We start from the raw sequence: 16,876 nt of genomic DNA, 5'->3' as shown, positions 1-16,876 counted from the left end.
CCCGGGCGTGTCGCGCGGACCGTCCGAGGTCGGCGGCGCTGACCGGTCCCCCGGTCAGGCCGCCCCCGCCCGCCGAACGGACCGGTGCCCCGGTGAGGCCGCCGTCGCGCCGGACGCCCTCCTGTACGGGGGCGAGGCCCCCGACCACGCCACGCGGCCGGGCCGGGACCCCGGGCGTGTCGCGCGGACCGTCCGAGGTCGCGGCGCTGACCGGTCCCCCGGTCAGGCCGCCCCCGCCCGCCGAACGGACCGGCGCCCCGGTGAGGCCGCCGTCGCGCCGGACGCCCTCCTGTACGGGGGGCGAGGCCCCCGACCACGCCACGCGGGTGCGCGCAGCGAGCCCCCAGCGGAGCGGTCGCGCGGGGGGCGCGTGCGACGCGGTACCTTCGGGCCCCGGGGCGGGGCTGCGGCCCCGCGCGGCCGGAACGGCCGCACCAGCGGGTCGCCGGAACCGCGGGAACCCCGCCGGACATGCCGGAACAGCCAGAGAGCGGAGACAGGCGTGAGCGTCAGGACGACCGAGGGGGCCGACCCGTTCGGGACGGCGCGGCTGCGGCGTGGGGTGCTCGACGCCTGGGGCGCGAGCCCCGCCCGCTTCCGCGAGGACGCCAACGCCGAGGAGGACCTCGCCCTCGGCGGCTACCGCGATCGTGTGATCGTCGAGCTGGCCCAGAACGCCGCCGACGCCGCCGGCCGCGCCGGCGTCCCCGGGCGTCTCCGGCTCACCCTCGACCGGGGCACGCTCGTCGCCGCCAACACCGGAGCGCCGCTGGACGCCACCGGAGTGGAGTCGCTGTCGACGCTGCGGGCGTCCGCCAAGCGTGAGGACGACCGGACCGCCGTGGGCCGGTTCGGCGTCGGCTTCGCCGCCGTACTGGCCGTGAGCGACGAGCCCGCCGTCGTCGGCCGCCACGGGGGAGTCCGCTGGTCGCTGGCCGAGGCCCGGGAACTCGCCGCGCGGGCGGCGCAGGCCAGCCCGGGACTCGGGGACGAGCTCCGTCGCCGGGACGGCCACGTACCCCTGCTGCGGCTGCCGCTGCCCGCCGAGGGCACCGCACCCGACGGCTACGACACGGTCGTGATCCTGCCGCTGCGCGACGGGACCGCCGAGGACCTGGTCTCCCGGCTGCTCGCCGGGATCGACGACGCGCTGCTGCTGACCCTGCCGGGGCTCACCGAGGTCGTCGTGGAGACCCCGGAGGGGGTCAGGACCCTGCGCCGCTCGCAGCACGGCGACCACGTCCACGTCGAGGACAGCGCCCGCGGACTGAGCCGCTGGCGGGTCGTCAGCCACCACGGCGCCCTCGAGCCCGCCCTGCTCGCGGACCGGCCGGTGGAGGAGCGGCTGCGGCCGCACTGGACCGTGACCTGGGCGGTCCCCGTGGACGCCGAGGGCATGCCCGTGTACCCGGCGACAGCGCCGGTCGTCCACGCGCCGACACCGACCGACGAGCCCCTCGGTGTGCCGGCGCTGCTGATCGCCTCGCTGCCGCTCGACACCGCCCGCCGCCATCCGGCTCCGGGTCCGCTCACCGACTTCCTGGTGCGGCGCGCGGCCGACGCGTACGCCGAACTGCTCGGCGACTGGCAGCCGGTCGGGACCGGGCTGATCGACCTCGTCCCCGGGCCGCTGGGCAAGGGCGAGCTGGACGGTTCGCTGCGCGCGGCGATCCTGGAGCTGCTGCCGCGCGTCGCGTTCCTCGCGCCCGCCGTCCCCTCGGAGGACGTGGTGGCGCTGCGCCCGCTGGAGGCCGAGGTCGTGGAGGGCGCCGGCGCCGAGACCGTACGGGTCCTGGCGGACGTGCTGCCGACGTTGCTCCCCGCCGGTCTGGAGCGCCGGGTGGAGCTGCGGACGCTCGGTGTCGCGCGGGTCCCGCTGACGGAGGCCGTCGACCGGCTCGCCGGCATCGAGCGCGACCCGTCGTGGTGGTGGCGGCTGTACGACAGCCTCGCCGGAGTGGATCCGGAGCGGCTGTCCGGTCTGCCGGTGCCGCTCGCCGGTACGGGTGCGGCCGCCGGCGACGCGGTGGCCGGCGAGGAGGACGAGGAGCCGCGTCAGCGCCGTGCGCCCCGTACCACCATCGGCCCGCGCCAGGTGCTGCTGCCGACCGCCGAGACGCCGGAGGGACTGGCCCGGTTCGGGCTGAAGGTGGCCCATCAGGCGGCCGCCCATCCGCTGCTGGAGAAGCTGGGCGCGCTGCCCGCGACACCGCGCGCGGTGCTGACGACCCCCCAGGTGCGGGCCGCCGTCGCCGCGTCGCTGGAGGACGGCGACGGGCTGTGGGACGAGGACGCGCCGGACAGCGAGGAGCTGGCGGAGATCGTCCTCGCCCTCGTCAGGGACGCGGGGCTGGAGCCGGGAGACGAGCCGTGGCTGGGCGCGCTCGCGCTGCCGGACGAGGACGGCGAGCTCGCTCCGGCCGGTGAACTGGTGCTGCCGGGAAGCCCTTTCGCGTCCGTGATGCGCGAGGGCGAACTGGCCCTCGTCGACGCCGAGCTGGCGGAGCGCTGGGGCGAGCAGCCGCTCGCCGCGTGCGGGGTGCTGGCGAACTTCGCGCTCGTCCGCGCCACGGACGTCGTTCTGGACCCGGACGAACTGGAGCCCCGCGAGGGCGACTTCGCGGAGCCGGACGACGCGGGGCTGCTGGACGCGGTCGACGTCTGGTGCGAGGACGTCCTCGACCGGCTGCCCGAGACCCCCGTACCGCCGGTGGCGACGGAGATCGCCGCCGTGCGCGACCTGGATCTCGTGGACGACGACCAGTGGCCGCGGGCTCTCGCGCTGCTGGCCAGGCCGCCGCTGAGGGACGCGCTGACCCAGCCGGTCCGGGTGCTGCTGCCCGACGGCACGACCGAGACGATCCGGCCGTACACGGCCTGGTGGCTGCGCGACCACCCGGTGCTGGGCGGCCGCCGCCCCGCGGGTCTGCGGTCCTCGGGCGGCGATCCGCTGCTGGTCGGCCTGTACGACTCCGCCGACGCGACCGGCTTCGAGGACGAGCAGGTGCTGCACGCCCTGGGCGTACGGACGTCCGTGGCCGCGCTGCTCGACGAGCCGGGCGGCGCGGCCGAGCTGCTGGGGCGGCTCGCCGACCCGGACCGTCCGGTCACCGCGTCCCAGTTGCACGGCCTCTACACGGCGCTGGCGGATCTGGACCCGGAGCAGGTCACGCTCCCGGACGACCTGCGCGCGGTCGTCGACGGACAGGTGCGGGTGGTGGACGCCGCGGACGCCCTCGTCGCGGACGCCCCCGATCTGCTGCCGCTGACCGCCGGGCGTCCGCTGCTGCCGGTCTCCCCGGACCGGGCCGCGGACCTGGCCGAGCTGTTCCAGGTGGGGCGGCTCAGCGAGGCGGTGGAGGCGGAGGTGACGACGGTCGGGGAGGAGCACGAGGTGCCGGAGCCGGTGCACGCGCTGCTGGGCCCGGCGACGCCGACGTCGTACGTCGAGCACGAGGAACTCCTCGCGGGCGGCGTCGAACTCGACTGGCGCCGTACGTCCGACGGCGTCATCCACGCCGCGACGCTGGAGGGCGTCGCCGCCGGTCTCGCCTGGGCGGCGGGCCAGTGGCCCCGCCGTTTCGAGGTGGCGGCGCTCCTCGAGGACCCGTCGCGCACGGAGGAGCTGGCACGGGACCGCTGGTTCGACTGAGGACCCCCGAGGAGCCCTGAGAACCCCTCAAGGGCCGGGCGCGGCGTTTCCCGGGCCGGGACGCGTCCCGGGCCGGACGCGCCGGCCCACGGTGCGGGGAACGGCTCTTGCCCGCACGGACGCACCGGTCACCCAGGCCGGGTCTGACATCCCGCCCGACGACGCGGCGCGCCCACGCGCCGCGTCGTCCCGGGTACGCCCATGACCTCCGCCTCGCGATCGCGCGCACCGGACGGCGCGCGCCCCGCCCTCCCGGCGGACGGCGTCGTGTGTCCGTACGGCTAAGCCGGGAAACGGCGGTCCACCCACCGCCACGCGAGCTCCAGCACCGCCGCGGCCACCGCGGCCATGGCGACCGCCGCCCAGGGCATCGTCGTGCCCACCAGCCGCAGGGCGAAGAAGTCCTGCAGCCAGGGCACCATGAGGACGATCAGGAAGGCGAGCCCCATCGCGGCGACCAGGCACACGCGCCACCAGGTGTAGGGGCGGGCGACGATCGCCAGGACCCACATGGCGACGAGGAACAGCGTCAGCGTCGCCGCGCTGGTCTCGGCGGCCAGTGCGCCGGGGCCGCTGTAGTGGTGCCGGGCGAGGAGGTACGTCGCGAAGGTCGCGCCCGCGGCGACGATCCCGCCGGGGATCGCGTACCTCATGACCCGCCGTACGAAGTGGGGCTTCGCCCGCTCCTTGTTGGGCGCGAGGGCCAGGAAGAACGCCGGGACGCCGATGGTCAGTGTGGACAGCAGGGTCAGATGGCGGGGCAGGAAGGGGTACTCGACCTGGGAGCAGACCACCAGGACCGCCAGCAGCACCGAGTACACCGTCTTGGTCAGGAACAGCGTGGCGACGCGGGTGATGTTGCCGATGACGCGGCGGCCCTCGGCCACCACCGACGGCAGCGTGGCGAAGCTGTTGTTGAGGAGCACGATCTGCGCCACGGCCTTCGTCGCCTCGGAACCGGAGCCCATGGAGACGCCGATGTCCGCGTCCTTGAGCGCGAGGACGTCGTTGACGCCGTCGCCCGTCATCGCGACCGTGTGGCCGCGTGACTGCAGGGCGCCGACCATGTCCCGCTTCTGCTGCGGGGTGACGCGGCCGAAGACGGCGTTGCCGGCGAGCTCGTCGGCCATCGCCTCCCGCTCGGCCGGGAGCTTGCGGGCGTCCACGGTGTCCGCGGCGCCCGGCAGACCGAGCTTGCCGGCCACGGCGCTCACCGACACCGCGTTGTCGCCGGAGATGACCTTCGCCGCGACGTCCTGCTCCTCGAAGTAGCGCAGGGTGTCGGCTGCGTCCGGCCGCAGCCGCTGCTCCAGGACGACCAGCGCGGTGGGCCGGGCGCCCGCGGCCACGTCCGGGTCGTCCAGCTCGACCGCGGCGCGCGCGAGCAGCAGGACGCGCAGGCCCTGCTCGTTGAGGCCGTCGACCTCGCGCAGGGCGGGGGCGCCGGGCGGCAGCAGTACGTCGGGGGCGCCCAGCAGCCAGGTCGAGCTCTGTCCGTCGCCCTCGCTGAACGCGGCGCCGCTGTACTTGCGCGCCGACGAGAAGGGCAGGGACTCGGTGCAGCGCCACTCCTCCCGGTCCGGGTAGGCCTCGATGATCGCCTGGAGGGAGGCGTTGGGCCGCGGGTCGGACTCGCCGAGCGCGCCGAGGACGGTGCGCACGTAGTCCTCGTCGCAGCCGTCGAGGGTGCGCAGCTCGGTGACGTCCATGCCGCCCTCGGTGAGGGTGCCGGTCTTGTCGAGGCACACCACGTCGACCCGGGCGAGGCCCTCGATCGCGGGGAGTTCCTGGACGAGGCACTGCTGGCGCCCGAGCCGGATGACGCCGATCGCGAAGGCGACGGAGGTGAGCAGCACGAGGCCCTCGGGGATCATCGGCACGATGCCGCCGACCGTGCGCGCGACCGAGTCCTTGAAGTCGTCGCCCTTGACGAAGAGCTGGCTGACGACGAGACCGAGGGCGGTCGGGACCATCATCCAGGTGACGTACTTGAGGATCGTGGAGATGCCGGAGCGCAGTTCGGAGTGGACGAGGGTGAAGCGGGAGGCCTCCTCCGCGAGCTGGGCCGCGTAGGCCTCGCGGCCGACCTTGGTGGCGGTGAAGGCCCCGCCGCCGGCGACGACGAAGCTGCCGGACATCATCCGGTCGCCGCGCCGCTTGAGGACCGGGTCCGCCTCACCGGTCAGCAGGGACTCGTCGATCTCGAGGCCGTCGGCCTCGGCGACCTCGCCGTCGACCACGACCTTGTCGCCCGGTCCGAGTTCGATGAGGTCGCCGAGCACGATCTCCGAGGTGGACACCTCGCCGGAGACGCCGTCGCGCCGGACGGTCGGTTTCGCCTCGCCGATGACGGCGAGGCCGTCGAGGGTCTTCTTGGCGCGCAGCTCCTGGATGATGCCGATGCCGGTGTTGGCGAGGATGACGAAGCCGAACAGGGTGTCCTGGAACGGTGCGACGAAGAACATGATCACCCAGAGCACGCCGATGATCGCGTTGAAGCGGGTGAAGACGTTGCCCCGGACGATGTCGACGGTGGAGCGACTGCTGCGTACGGGGACGTCGTTGACCTCACCGCGCGCGATGCGTTCGGCGACCTCGTGGGCGCTCAGCCCGCCGGGCCGGTGCCGCACGGGCGGCGGCACGGGATGCACGGGGTCGAGCTCCGCCCCCGCGTCGATGACCGGGCCGCCGCGCGGCTCGGTTCCGTCGCTGCCGATCTCCGACCGCTGAGTCATGCCTCGTACGGTACGGCGACGCGGGCCCGTTCACCCCCCGAGCCGGGGATCCCGCCATGGCGGGGACCGGGTCCGGCGGGAGGGTTGGTCCACGGCCGGCGGTACGGTCCCGGCGGATGGGGCGGGCCCGTCAGCCGGTGTCGCGCGCGGCTTCCGCGCGCTTGATCGCCGCGTCGCGCTTGCGTACGTACCAGATGCCGATGAGGCCCAGGCCGCCGCCGGCGAGGCACGTCCAGACCCACCAGTCCAGCTCGCGCTCGGCGAACCAGGCGTAGAAGGGGACCTGGACCAGGAAGAGGACGAACCACAGGATCGTGCCGCCGGTGATGGTGGCGACGACCGGCCCCTCCAGGGGCTCGGGTGCCTCGTGCTTGGGGGTCCACTTCGCCATGCGGTCAGTGTAGGCGGCACCCTTGCGGGCCCCGACGGAGTCCCCGAGGACCGTGACCGCCCTGTGCCCCCAGGCGTCTACGCGCGGAGATACCGATCTTCGGGTCATACGTTCATACTGAAACGGTTTGTGTCCGGCCGGTTTGCTTCGTATGAAGCTCCAAGGAGTGTCGGGCGCGGTCAGCTTCCCCGCACCACCTCGACGAGGACTCGTATGCCCCCCACGGCCACCGCTCCCGCGGACGTCCGGCAGCCTCAGCGGCCCGACTCCGGTTCCCGTGCCCCCGGCCGGATCGACCGCTACTTCAGGATCTCCGACCGCGGCTCCACGGTCGCCCGTGAGGTTCGCGGCGGTTTCGCCACCTTCTTCGCCATGGCGTACATCGTCGTGCTGAACCCGATCATCCTCGGCAGCGCCAAGGACATGTACGGGCATCAGCTCGACGGCGGCCAGCTGGTCACCGCGACCGTGCTGACCGCGGCCTTCTCGACGCTCCTCATGGGCGTCATCGGCAATGTGCCGATCGCCCTGGCCGCCGGCCTCGGGGTGAACACGGTCGTCGCCCTCCAGCTCGCCCCCCGCATGAGCTGGCCCGACGCCATGGGCATGGTGGTCCTCGCCGGCTTGGTGGTGATGCTGCTCGTGGCGACGGGCCTGCGCGAACGGGTCATGAACGCCGTGCCGCTCGGCCTGCGCAAGGGCATCGCGATCGGTATCGGCCTGTTCATCATGCTGATCGGCCTGGTCGACTCCGGCTTCGTCTCCCGCATCCCGGACGCCGCCCACACCACCGTCCCGCTGCAGCTCGGACTCACCGGTCATCTCTCCGGCTGGCCGGTCCTGGTCTTCGTGCTCGGCGCGCTGCTCACGCTCGCGCTCCTCATCCGCAAGGTGCCGGGCGCCATCCTGGTCTCCATCGTCGTGATGACGGTGGTCGCCGTCGTCATCCAGCTGGTCGCCCAGCTCCCCGGCCGGGCGTGGGGCCTGACGGTGCCGGAGTGGCCGGGCAATCCGGTCGCCACGCCGGACTTCGGCCTCGTCGGCCAGGTCAGCCTGTTCGGCGGGTTCGAGAAGGTCGGCCTGCTCACGGGCGCGCTGTTCGTCTTCACCGTGCTGCTGTCGTGCTTCTTCGACGCGATGGGCACCATCCTCGGCGTCGGCGACGAGGCGAAGCTGATGGACGACAAGGGCAACTTCCCCGGCATCAACAAGGTGCTGATCGTCGACGGCATCGCCGTCGCCGCGGGCGGTGCCACCTCCTCCTCCGCCAACACCTGCTTCGTGGAGTCCACGGCAGGCGTCGGCGAGGGCGCGCGCACGGGCCTCGCGTCCGTCGTCACGGGCGGGCTCTTCGCGGTGGCGCTGTTCCTGACGCCGCTGGCGACGATGGTCCCGTCCCAGGCGGCGACGCCCGCGCTGCTCGCGGTCGGTTTCCTGATCCTCGCCGGGTCGGTCAAGGACATCGACTGGAGCGACTTCACGATCGCCGTGCCGGCGTTCCTGGCCATGGTGATGATGCCGTTCACCTACTCGATCACCAACGGCATCGGCATCGGCTTCATCGCCTTCAGCGTGCTGCGGCTCGCGGTGGGGCGCGGCCGTGAGGTGCCGGTCCCGATGTACGTGGTCTCGGCGGTCTTCCTCTTCTACTACGCGATGCCGGCGCTGGGCCTCACCTGACCGCGTCGCCGGCGCCGCGCCTTCCGCGGCCGCCGGCATCCGGCCTCACCTCGCCGTACCGTGCCCGGTGCCGGACCGGCCGGGATCCCCGCAGGGTCCCGGCCGGTCCGGCACCGGGCCGTAGAACTTCTCCGTCTCGTCGACGGCCGCTTTGAAGCGCTCGTCGAAGTCGTCCCGGACGAGCGTCCGGACCACGTAGTCCTGGACGCTCATTCCGCGTCTGGCGGCATGCTCCCGGAGCCGGTCGAGCAGCTCGCCGTCCATCCGCAGGCTGAGCACTGCCGATGCGCTCGATGCTGTCGTTGCCATGCCGGCCAGCATCGTTGGCCGGAACCGATCGGTGCGTCACTTTCCGAAGCCATCTCACTCATTTGAGTGATGCAGGCATGCGGGGTACAACCCAGTGGTCATTAGCATAGGTAATGAGTTATGCTAAGGAACATGCCTGACCTGACCCACGGCGACGACGTCGCCGCCGTGAACTCACTGCGCTCGGCCGTCATGAGGCTGGGCCGGCGCCTGAAGCACCAGCGCGTCGACGAATCGCTGAGCCCCACCGAGATGTCGGTGCTGGGCACACTCGCCCGCTGCGGCTCGGCCACCCCCGGTGAGCTGGCCCGCAAGGAGCACGTCCAGCCGCCGTCGATGACCCGCATCGTGGCGCTGCTGGAGTCCAAGGGGCTGGTCCGGCTGGAGCCGCATCCCGAGGACCGCCGGCAGAAGGTGGTCAGCCAGACCGAGCGGGCCGAGGCCATGCTCGAGGAGTCCCGCCGCAAGCGGAACGCCTGGCTGGCCTCGCTCGCCGAGGGCCTGGACGAGGAGGAGTGGGCCAAGCTGCGCGCGGCCGCCCCCGTACTGGAGAAGCTCGCGCACCTGTAGACGACCAGCCGAGGAGGCGACCTCTTTGAGTTCGGGACCCGGAGCAGACTCCGCACCCGCACCGAAGCCCCACGACGACAACGACACGCACGCCGCAGCCCCGGGAGACCGGACGGGCCAGGGGACGTTCTCCTCGCTCCGGGTCCGCAACTACCGGCTGTTCTTCACCGGAGCGATCGTCTCCAACACGGGCACCTGGATGGCCCGCATCACCCAGGACTGGCTCGTCCTGAGCCTCACCGGCTCGTCCGCGGCCGTCGGCATCACCACGGCCCTGCAGTTCCTGCCGATGCTGCTCCTCGGCCTGTACGGCGGAGTCGTCGCCGACCGCTACCCCAAGCGCCTGCTGCTGCTCTTCAGCCAGGGTGCCCTCGGCCTCTGCGGGCTCGCGCTCGCCGTGCTCACCCTGTCCGGCGAGGTCCGGGTCTGGCACGTCTACCTGGTCGCGTTCCTGCTCGGCATGGTCACGGTCGTCGACAACCCGACCCGCCAGTCCTTCGTGTCCGAGATGGTCGGGCCGGGGCAGCTCCGCAACGCCGTCAGCCTCAACTCCGCGAACTTCCAGTCCGCGCGGCTGATCGGCCCCGCCGTCGCCGGTGTGCTGATCACCGCCGTCGGCAGCGGCTGGGCCTTCCTGCTCAACGGCCTGTCGTTCCTGGCGCCGATCATCGGTCTGCTGCTGATGCGTCCGGCCGAACTGCACCGGACCGAACGGGTGCCGCGCGGCAAGGGCCAGCTGAGGGAGGGACTGAAGTACGTCGCCGGACGGCCCGAGCTGATCTGGCCGATCGTGCTCGTCGGCTTCATCGGCACGTTCGCCTTCAACTTCCCGATCTGGCTGACGGCCTTCGCCGACAAGGTCTTCCACGCGGGCGCGGGTACGTACGGCCTGTTCAACACCCTGATGGCGGCCGGCTCCCTGGCCGGGGCCCTGCTCTCCGCCCGCCGCGCCTCCGCGCGGCTGCGGATGCTCCTCGGCGCGGCGGCCCTCTTCGGCGTGCTGGAGATCGCGGCCGCGTTCTCGCCGTCCTTCTGGCTCTTCGCCGCGCTGCTCGTCCCGATCGGCATGGTCGGCCTGACGGTGAACGTGACGGCCAACTCGTCGGTCCAGATGGCGACGGACCCGGTGATGCGGGGCCGGGTCATGAGCCTCTACATGATGGTCTTCGTCGGCGGTACGCCGGTGGGCGCCCCCGTCGTCGGCTGGATCACTGACACCTACGGCGTACGGGCCGGCATGGCGACGGGCGGCGCGGTCGCGGCGATCGCGGCCGTCACGATCGGACTGATCCTGGTCAGGGTCGGCGGCATGCGGCTGAAGCTGGACCTCCGCCCCGGGCATCGGCACGTACGGATGGTTCCGCGCGAGCGTCTGACGGCCGCGGCGTAGGAGTTCCGGCGCGGGCGCCGGGGCCGACGGGTCCCGGCGCCCGCGCCGGCACCGAGCGGGGGCGAACCCCTCGCTGCGAGACTCGGGGCATGAGACTCTTCGCCGCCGTGATGCCGCCCGAGGAGGCCCTGCGGGAGCTCGGGCGGGCCGTGGACCGGCTGCACGGGCTGCCCGGAGCGGACGGCCTGCGCTGGACCGGCCGGCCGGGGTGGCACTTCACCCTCGCGTTCATGGGGGAGGTCGACGAGGCGCTGCTCCCCGATCTGGGGGAGCGGCTCGGGCGGGCCGCCCGCCGCAGCGAGGAGTTCCGGCTGCGGCTGCACGGCGGGGGCCGCTTCGGCCGGCGGACGCTCTGGGTGGGCGCGGCGGGCGGGCTCGACGCGATGCGGGTGCTCGCCGAGCGCACGGACGCCGCGGCGCGGCGTGCGGGCATCGCGATGGAGGAGCACCGCCGCTACCACGCCCATCTGACCCTCGCCCGCACCCGTACCGACACCGACCTGCGCCCGTACGTCGACGCCCTGGCCCCCTTCGAGGGCCGGCCGTGGACGGTGACCCGGCTGCTGCTGGTCCGCAGCAATCTGCCCGGCGGCGGCCGGCCGGGCGAGCGGCCGCGCTACGAGGAGGTGGACAGCTGGCCCCTGGGAGCGGCTGGCTGACGCGGGCACGTCACAAGCTGCGGCGCCGCGGGACCGGCCCGCGCTGCCGCCTCCTGCGCGCCACGTCGCATGCGACGCCCCCCGCACCGGTGGCCCGGACCTGCCGGTTACGCTCAAAGGGTGGACCCGAAGACCCGTAACCGGATCATGGCCGGTGTGCTCGTGCTGATGTTCGCCGTCGTCGCGGTGGCCGCCGCGCTCGGACGCTGAGCGCCGGGAAGCGCGGAAGGCGCGGCAGGCGCGAGAAGCGCCCGGGGAGGCGCCGGGCCGTGCCGGGAGGCGCCGAGGCGCGACGAAGGCCGGGGGCCGGTCGCGCCGGTATGCCCTTGCTTCGAGCGGACTCGAAGCAGTTGGCTGAGCCCCATGAAGTACACGCAGCTCGGACGCACCGGACTCAAGGTAAGCCGACTCGTCCTCGGCACAATGAACTTCGGGCCCCAGACCACTGAGGCCGACAGCCACACGATCATGGATGCCGCGCTCGGCGCGGGCCTGAACTTCTTCGACACCGCGAACGTCTACGGCTGGGGCGAGAACAAGGGCCGCACCGAGGAGATCATCGGTTCCTGGTTCGCGAAGGGCGGCGACCGCCGCGACAAGGTGGTCCTCGCCACCAAGGTGTACGGGAACATGGCCGCGGACGGCGAGGTCTGGCCCAACCACGACAAGCTGTCCGCCCTCAACATCCGCCGGGCCGTCGACGCCAGCCTCAAGCGGCTGAGGACCGACTACATCGACCTGTACCAGTTCCACCACATCGACCGGAGCACGCCGGTCGAGGAGATCTGGCAGGCGATCGACGTCCTCATCGCCCAGGGCAAGATCCTCTACGCCGGTTCCTCCAACTTCCCCGGCTGGAAGATCGCCCAGACCAACGAGACAGCGCGCCGGCTCGGCTCCCTCGGGCTGGTCAGCGAGCAGTGCCTCTACAACCTCGCCGAGCGGCGCGCCGAGATGGAGGTCATCCCGGCGGCACAGGAGTACGGCCTCGGCGTGATCCCCTGGTCGCCGCTGCACGGCGGGCTCCTCGGCGGTGTGATCAGGAAGGAGGCCGAGGGCGGCCGCCGTTCCGCCGGACGCTCGGCCGACGCGCTCGCCGACACGTCCGTACGGGAGAAGGTCCAGGCGTACGAGGACCTGCTCGACAAGCACGGCCTGCCGCCGGGCGAGGTGGCCCTGGCCTGGCTGCTCACCCGTCCCGGTGTGACGGGCCCGATCGTCGGCCCGCGCACGGCGGACCAGCTGGCGTCGGCTCTCCGGGCGCTCGAACTGGAGCTTCCGGAGGAGCTGTTGAAGGAACTCGACGCGATCTTCCCGGGCCCGGGCCCGTCCCCGGAGGCGTTCGCCTGGTGAGCGCCGGGATCGGGGTTCACCGGGCCTGAGGGGTGCCGGGCCCGAGGGGTGCCGGGCCTGAGGGTCGCCGGGCCCGAGGGGTGCCGGGCCCGAGGGGTGCCGGGATCGGGAGGAGACCGTGACCGGTGCTGCCGGGGGAGGGGCGGGACGTCCGCCCCTTCTTCGGCGACCCTGGCGGTGGAGGTGGGCGCCGGCGCCGAACCGCCCGACGCGTACGCGCGGAACGCCTCCCCGGGGACGGGGAAGGTGGGCCGTCCCTCAAGGCGCCCGGCGGCGAGGCCGGCTCAGGGGCTCGTCCGCCGGCCCGCCAGCAGTTCCGCGAGGTCCGGCGGCCACACCGCCTCCGTGGCGTGCGCCAGCTGTTCCGGGGTCCACCAGCGCCAGGCGAGGATCTTCTCGTCGGCGTGTGCCGCGGCGGCGGCGTCGGTGGTTGTCAGGAGAGAGAGTGCGCGGTCGCCGAGTACGGCCGGACCACAGGGGAACCGGCCCCTCCTGGGGCGTGTGGCGACAGTCCCTCCTGGCCCGCGACGCCCGGCACGCACGCCCGCTGCGTTGTCGGAGTCATCCGAGTACGTCCAGTACGAGGATGACCTTCGTCTTGCGATCGCACGCACCGGACGCCGCAGGCCCCGCCCTGCGGGCGGACGGAGCTACTTGCGCAACACGCTCCGGCTAGGCGTTCGCGTACACCTTGGACACGAACTCCGCGATCTGCTCGTCCGAGAGGTTCTTGGCGAGATTGGCCTCCGTGATCATGCCGACGAGCTGGTGCCCGTGCTCGACGTCGATCACCGGGAGACGCTTGATCTGGTGCTCCTCCATCAGGTGCAGCGCCTCATCGGCGGGGGCGCTCGCATCGATCCAGCGGAGTTCACCGGAGAGGGAACCGGCCTGGACCGTCGCCGGGTCTATGCCGTCCGCACAGCACCGGACGACGACGTCGCGGTCGGTGACCAGGCCCGTGAGCCTGTTGTTGTCGCCGCATATGGGAAGGGCGCCGACGTTCAGGTCGCGCATCATGCGCGCCGCTTCCTGCAGTGACTGGTGCGCACCGATGCACTGCACTCCGCCGCTCATGATGTCGCGGGCGGTGAGCTTGCTGTTCCCGGCCATGATTGCCTTCCGTTCCTCAGGGCTTCCGACGGGTACCCGTCAGGGCTGCGGCGGCTTGTCCTGACCCTGGCCCGGCTGGTCGCCGCCGAACTGCTCCTTGAGCCTGTCCTGGCCGGTGTCGACGTGGCCGCTGTACTTGCCCTGGGTCCTTTCGTCGATCGTGTCCCCGCCTCTGTCGACGCCCTTCGAGGCCTGGTGCTCGTGGCCCTTCAGCATCTGCTTGAGCTTGTCCATCATGGACATGGGCAGTCCTCCTTGCCGTGAGCCCCCGCTTCTCCAGGGTCGCCTCCCCCTGCACGGTTCGCATCTGCGCGGGCGGTCGCCCGGACGGCCGAACCCGTGCGGGCCGAACAGGGGCGGAACCGGGCGGAAGAAATTTCCCGGCATCGGTCACATCCGCGCCGCGGGATCCGTCAGTGCGGTGTGACGACGAGAACCCGGAGGACAGAGACCATGCAGGCACGGATGAACAACCCCGCGACCGTCATCCCCGAGGCCATGCCGGCCGTCCTCGGCCTGCTGAAGGCGACGAGGAAGGGCGGGGTGCCGGAGACGACACTGGAACTGGTGCACCTGCGGGCCAGCCAGATCAACGGCTGCGGCTACTGCGTGGTGGGCGGTGTCGGGAGCGCGAGGAAGGCCGGCGTGACCGAGGAGCAGCTCTCCGCCGTCGCGGCGTGGCGGGAGGCACCGTACTTCTCGGATGCCGAGCGGGCCGCCCTGGCGCTGACGGAGGCGGCGACCCGCCTCGCCGACCGGTCCGATCCGGTGCCGGACGAGGTCTGGGACGAGGCGGCCGACCACTACGACGAGCGGCAGCTCGCCGCCGTCATCCTCATGATCGGTACGACGAACCTCTTCAACCGGCTGAACGCCACGACCCGGCAGGTCGCGGGCGCCACCTGGTGAGGGCCCGGTGGCCGGGCGGCCGCTGAGGCCGCCCGGTGACGTGCGGCGGCAGGTGAGGACAGGAACCGGACGGGAACGGGTGGAGGCCAGGGCTTTCGCAACACACCTAGTCCGCCGCCCGCTCGTACGGTCCGCCCAGCCCCCAGGCCTGCTGCATCGCACCGGCGAAGGCCGCCGCCAGCTTGTGCTCTCCGGAGGGGCCCGGGTGGGTGCCGTCGTAGGTGTCGGTGTGGAGGTCGTAGGTCTCCGGCGTCGAGGCCAGCAGCAGCGGCGACGCGGGTGTGTCCAGGTCCGCGACCGCCTTGGCGAGGAGTTCGTTGAACCGCTCGCACTCGGCGGCGAACGGGGCGTCCACCAGGGCACGGACGTTGGGGATGACCGGCAGCAGCACGGCCCGGACGTGCGGGTTGGCCTCGCGGGCCGCGGCGATGAACTGCCGGGCGTTCGCGGCGGTCTGAGTGCTGTTCGTGTAGAAGCCGAGGTCTATCAGCCCCAGCGACACGAGGAGCACGTCCGCCTTCGTCGCGGCCACCGTCCCGCCGATGACCGGCGCCATGTGCAGCCAGCCCTCGCCCCAGCCCGCCAGGTGGCGGCGGGCGTTCGCGGGGAAGTCGGGGCAGGCGTAGTCGGCGGACACGGGCGCGTCGGCGGCGGTGTCGTACAGCTCGGTGCGCGGGCCGACGATCGCGTACGGGCCGCCGAAGGAGCGGTTCAGGTGCTGCCACATCCGGTAGCGCCAGGTGTAGTCGCCGGCGCGTCCGATGGTCATGGAGTCACCGACGAACATGAAACGCATGGGGCCAATGATGGCCGACCCCCGCCGGGCGTGGCTCCGGCCGGTGACGTGACGATGGACACTTGGGGGCATGCGTTCGTTGCGTACGACTCGGGCGGCTGCCGTCGCCGCCGCCGTGCTGGTCCTGGGGACCGCCGTGCCCGCCGCCGCCGACGACTCCGACGGTTTCACCATCAAGGACCCGCGGATCACGGAGTCGAGCGGGCTCGCGGCCAGCCGTGCCCACCCCGGCGTGTACTGGACGCACAACGACCAGGACGAGCCCCGGGTCTTCGCGGTCGACTCCCGGACGGGCAGGACCGTGGCGACCGTCACGCTCAAGGGCGTGGGCAAGCCGCGCGACATGGAGGCGATCTCGGTCGGCCCCGACGGCGACGTGTACGTCGGGGACATCGGCGACAACGCGAACGGCAGCTGGGACCACGTCTGGATCTACCGCTTCCCCGAGCCGCGCACGCTGCGGGACGTGACCGTCCACGCCACCCAGTACACGGTCCAGTACGCGGACGGCCCCCGTAACGCCGAGGCGATGATGGTGCACCCGAAGACCGGCCGGGTCTACATCGCCAGCAAGAACGAGGACGGCGGCGGGCTCTACGAGGGCCCCGCACGGCTGGTGACCGGCGGGACGAACGTCTTCCGGCGGATCGGCGAGGTGCCGTGGGTGACGGACGGCGCCTTCTCGCCCGACGGCAGGGAACTGGTACTGCGCTCGTACTTCAGCGCCCGCGGCTATGCCTGGCGCGACGGGCGGCTGGGCGCCGACCGCCATGTCAGCGCGCCGCTGCAGGGCCAGGCCGAGTCGGTGACCTTCACCCCGGACGGCAGGTCGCTGATGTTCGGGACGGAGGGCCAGCAGAGCGAGGTCCTGCGCCGGGACGCGGGACGCGACGACGGCAAGGGCCCGGACGCGGCATCGCCCTCCCGGTCCGGAGGTACGGACGCGTCGGCGCGGGGCGCGGGCGGCGACGGCGAGAAGGGTCTCGCCGTGCCGGCGGGCGCCGTCGTCGCCGTGGTCCTGGCGTTCCTCGTGCTCAGGTCCCGGCGGCGCCGCGGCTGAGCGCGCCCACGTCGCGGGGCGGGCGCGGCCGATCGCACCGACCTCGCGGGGCGGCGCGGCCGAGGGCCGCTGAGAGCCGGCCGCGTCCGGCCGTCTGCAACGCGGCGGGTACGCGGGTCGGGCGGGTGCACGGATCGGGTGGGAACGTGGCCCGGGCCGGAGCGTGGCTCGGCCTCCCGGCCGCCCGGCCGTCTGCCGCCCGGCGGTCGCGGGAGCGCCGCGGGCGGGCTGCCCGGTGGGTCCGTACCGCCGGGCCCGG

At 73.1% G+C, this 16,876-nt stretch carries 14 protein-coding genes; 8 read left to right on the top strand and 6 right to left on the bottom strand.

Going from position 1 to position 16,876, the window contains the following annotated elements:
• Window positions 1-502 precede the first annotated feature (502 nt).
• Window positions 503-3,652 (top strand): sacsin N-terminal ATP-binding-like domain-containing protein, encoded by a 3,150-nt coding sequence (locus QRN89_RS15660; RefSeq protein WP_290350031.1) that lies wholly within the window; start codon window positions 503-505, stop codon window positions 3,650-3,652.
• A gap of 281 nt (window positions 3,653-3,933) precedes the next feature.
• Here QRN89_RS15660 and QRN89_RS15655 read toward each other — a convergent pair whose 3' ends face one another.
• On the bottom strand, window positions 3,934-6,387 hold the full coding sequence (locus tag QRN89_RS15655; protein WP_290350030.1) for an HAD-IC family P-type ATPase: 2,454 nt from the start codon (window positions 6,385-6,387) through the stop codon (window positions 3,934-3,936).
• Between the two features lie 130 nt (window positions 6,388-6,517).
• Window positions 6,518-6,778 carry a DUF2530 domain-containing protein gene (locus QRN89_RS15650; RefSeq protein ID WP_290350029.1) on the bottom strand — a complete coding sequence of 87 codons (261 nt, stop codon included), beginning with the start codon at window positions 6,776-6,778 and terminating at the stop codon, window positions 6,518-6,520.
• 213 nt (window positions 6,779-6,991) lie between these two features.
• Here QRN89_RS15650 and QRN89_RS15645 point away from each other — a divergent pair, with 213 nt between their 5' ends.
• The gene (locus QRN89_RS15645; protein ID WP_290350028.1) at window positions 6,992-8,458 is read left to right on the top strand and encodes an NCS2 family permease; all 1,467 of its coding nucleotides are present in this window, start codon (window positions 6,992-6,994) and stop codon (window positions 8,456-8,458) included.
• A gap of 45 nt (window positions 8,459-8,503) precedes the next feature.
• On the opposite strand, the gene QRN89_RS15640 is transcribed toward QRN89_RS15645, so the two are convergent.
• A complete protein-coding gene (locus tag QRN89_RS15640; RefSeq protein WP_390701578.1) occupies window positions 8,504-8,737 on the bottom strand; it encodes a hypothetical protein in 234 nt (77 codons plus the stop codon).
• Window positions 8,738-8,899: 162 nt separating this feature from the next.
• On the opposite strand from QRN89_RS15640, the gene QRN89_RS15635 reads away from it, so the two are divergent.
• The 4 genes from QRN89_RS15635 to QRN89_RS15620 all read left to right on the top strand — a co-directional run bounded on the left by QRN89_RS15635 (window position 8,900) and on the right by QRN89_RS15620 (window position 12,739).
• Complete coding sequence (locus QRN89_RS15635; protein WP_290350026.1) at window positions 8,900-9,337, top strand: MarR family winged helix-turn-helix transcriptional regulator; 438 nt, start codon at window positions 8,900-8,902, stop codon at window positions 9,335-9,337.
• A gap of 25 nt (window positions 9,338-9,362) precedes the next feature.
• Entirely contained in the window at window positions 9,363-10,727 is a 1,365-nt protein-coding gene (locus QRN89_RS15630; RefSeq protein ID WP_290350025.1) for an MFS transporter, read from the top strand.
• Between the two features lie 89 nt (window positions 10,728-10,816).
• Window positions 10,817-11,386, top strand: coding sequence for an RNA 2',3'-cyclic phosphodiesterase (thpR, locus tag QRN89_RS15625; RefSeq protein ID WP_290350023.1), 570 nt, complete (start codon window positions 10,817-10,819; stop codon window positions 11,384-11,386).
• Window positions 11,387-11,749: 363 nt separating this feature from the next.
• Window positions 11,750-12,739, top strand: coding sequence for an aldo/keto reductase (locus QRN89_RS15620; RefSeq protein ID WP_290350022.1), 990 nt, complete (start codon window positions 11,750-11,752; stop codon window positions 12,737-12,739).
• A 672-nt stretch (window positions 12,740-13,411) separates the two neighbouring features.
• Here the strand turns inward: QRN89_RS15620 and QRN89_RS15615 are convergent.
• Together QRN89_RS15615 and QRN89_RS15610 are read right to left on the bottom strand one after the other, a co-directional pair.
• The gene (locus QRN89_RS15615; RefSeq protein ID WP_290350021.1) at window positions 13,412-13,852 is read right to left on the bottom strand and encodes a CBS domain-containing protein; all 441 of its coding nucleotides are present in this window, start codon (window positions 13,850-13,852) and stop codon (window positions 13,412-13,414) included.
• A 39-nt stretch (window positions 13,853-13,891) separates the two neighbouring features.
• Window positions 13,892-14,095: an antitoxin gene (locus QRN89_RS15610; protein ID WP_290350020.1), complete on the bottom strand. Its 204-nt coding sequence runs from the start codon at window positions 14,093-14,095 to the stop codon at window positions 13,892-13,894.
• 210 nt (window positions 14,096-14,305) lie between these two features.
• Here QRN89_RS15610 and QRN89_RS15605 point away from each other — a divergent pair, with 210 nt between their 5' ends.
• Window positions 14,306-14,761 carry a carboxymuconolactone decarboxylase family protein gene (locus QRN89_RS15605; protein ID WP_290350019.1) on the top strand — a complete coding sequence of 152 codons (456 nt, stop codon included), beginning with the start codon at window positions 14,306-14,308 and terminating at the stop codon, window positions 14,759-14,761.
• A 106-nt stretch (window positions 14,762-14,867) separates the two neighbouring features.
• Here QRN89_RS15605 and QRN89_RS15600 read toward each other — a convergent pair whose 3' ends face one another.
• Window positions 14,868-15,557 (bottom strand): GDSL-type esterase/lipase family protein, encoded by a 690-nt coding sequence (locus tag QRN89_RS15600; protein ID WP_290350018.1) that lies wholly within the window; start codon window positions 15,555-15,557, stop codon window positions 14,868-14,870.
• A 70-nt stretch (window positions 15,558-15,627) separates the two neighbouring features.
• Between QRN89_RS15600 and QRN89_RS15595 the strand changes: the two genes are divergently transcribed.
• On the top strand, window positions 15,628-16,617 hold the full coding sequence (locus tag QRN89_RS15595; RefSeq protein WP_290350017.1) for an SdiA-regulated/phytase-like domain-containing protein: 990 nt from the start codon (window positions 15,628-15,630) through the stop codon (window positions 16,615-16,617).
• The last annotated feature ends 259 nt before the right edge of the window (window positions 16,618-16,876 follow it).

It is taken from the genome of Streptomyces sp. HUAS CB01 (genome assembly GCF_030406905.1).
GTDB lineage: Bacteria > Actinomycetota > Actinomycetes > Streptomycetales > Streptomycetaceae > Streptomyces > Streptomyces chengbuensis.
This window is presented reverse-complemented; position numbering and strand designations above follow the sequence as displayed.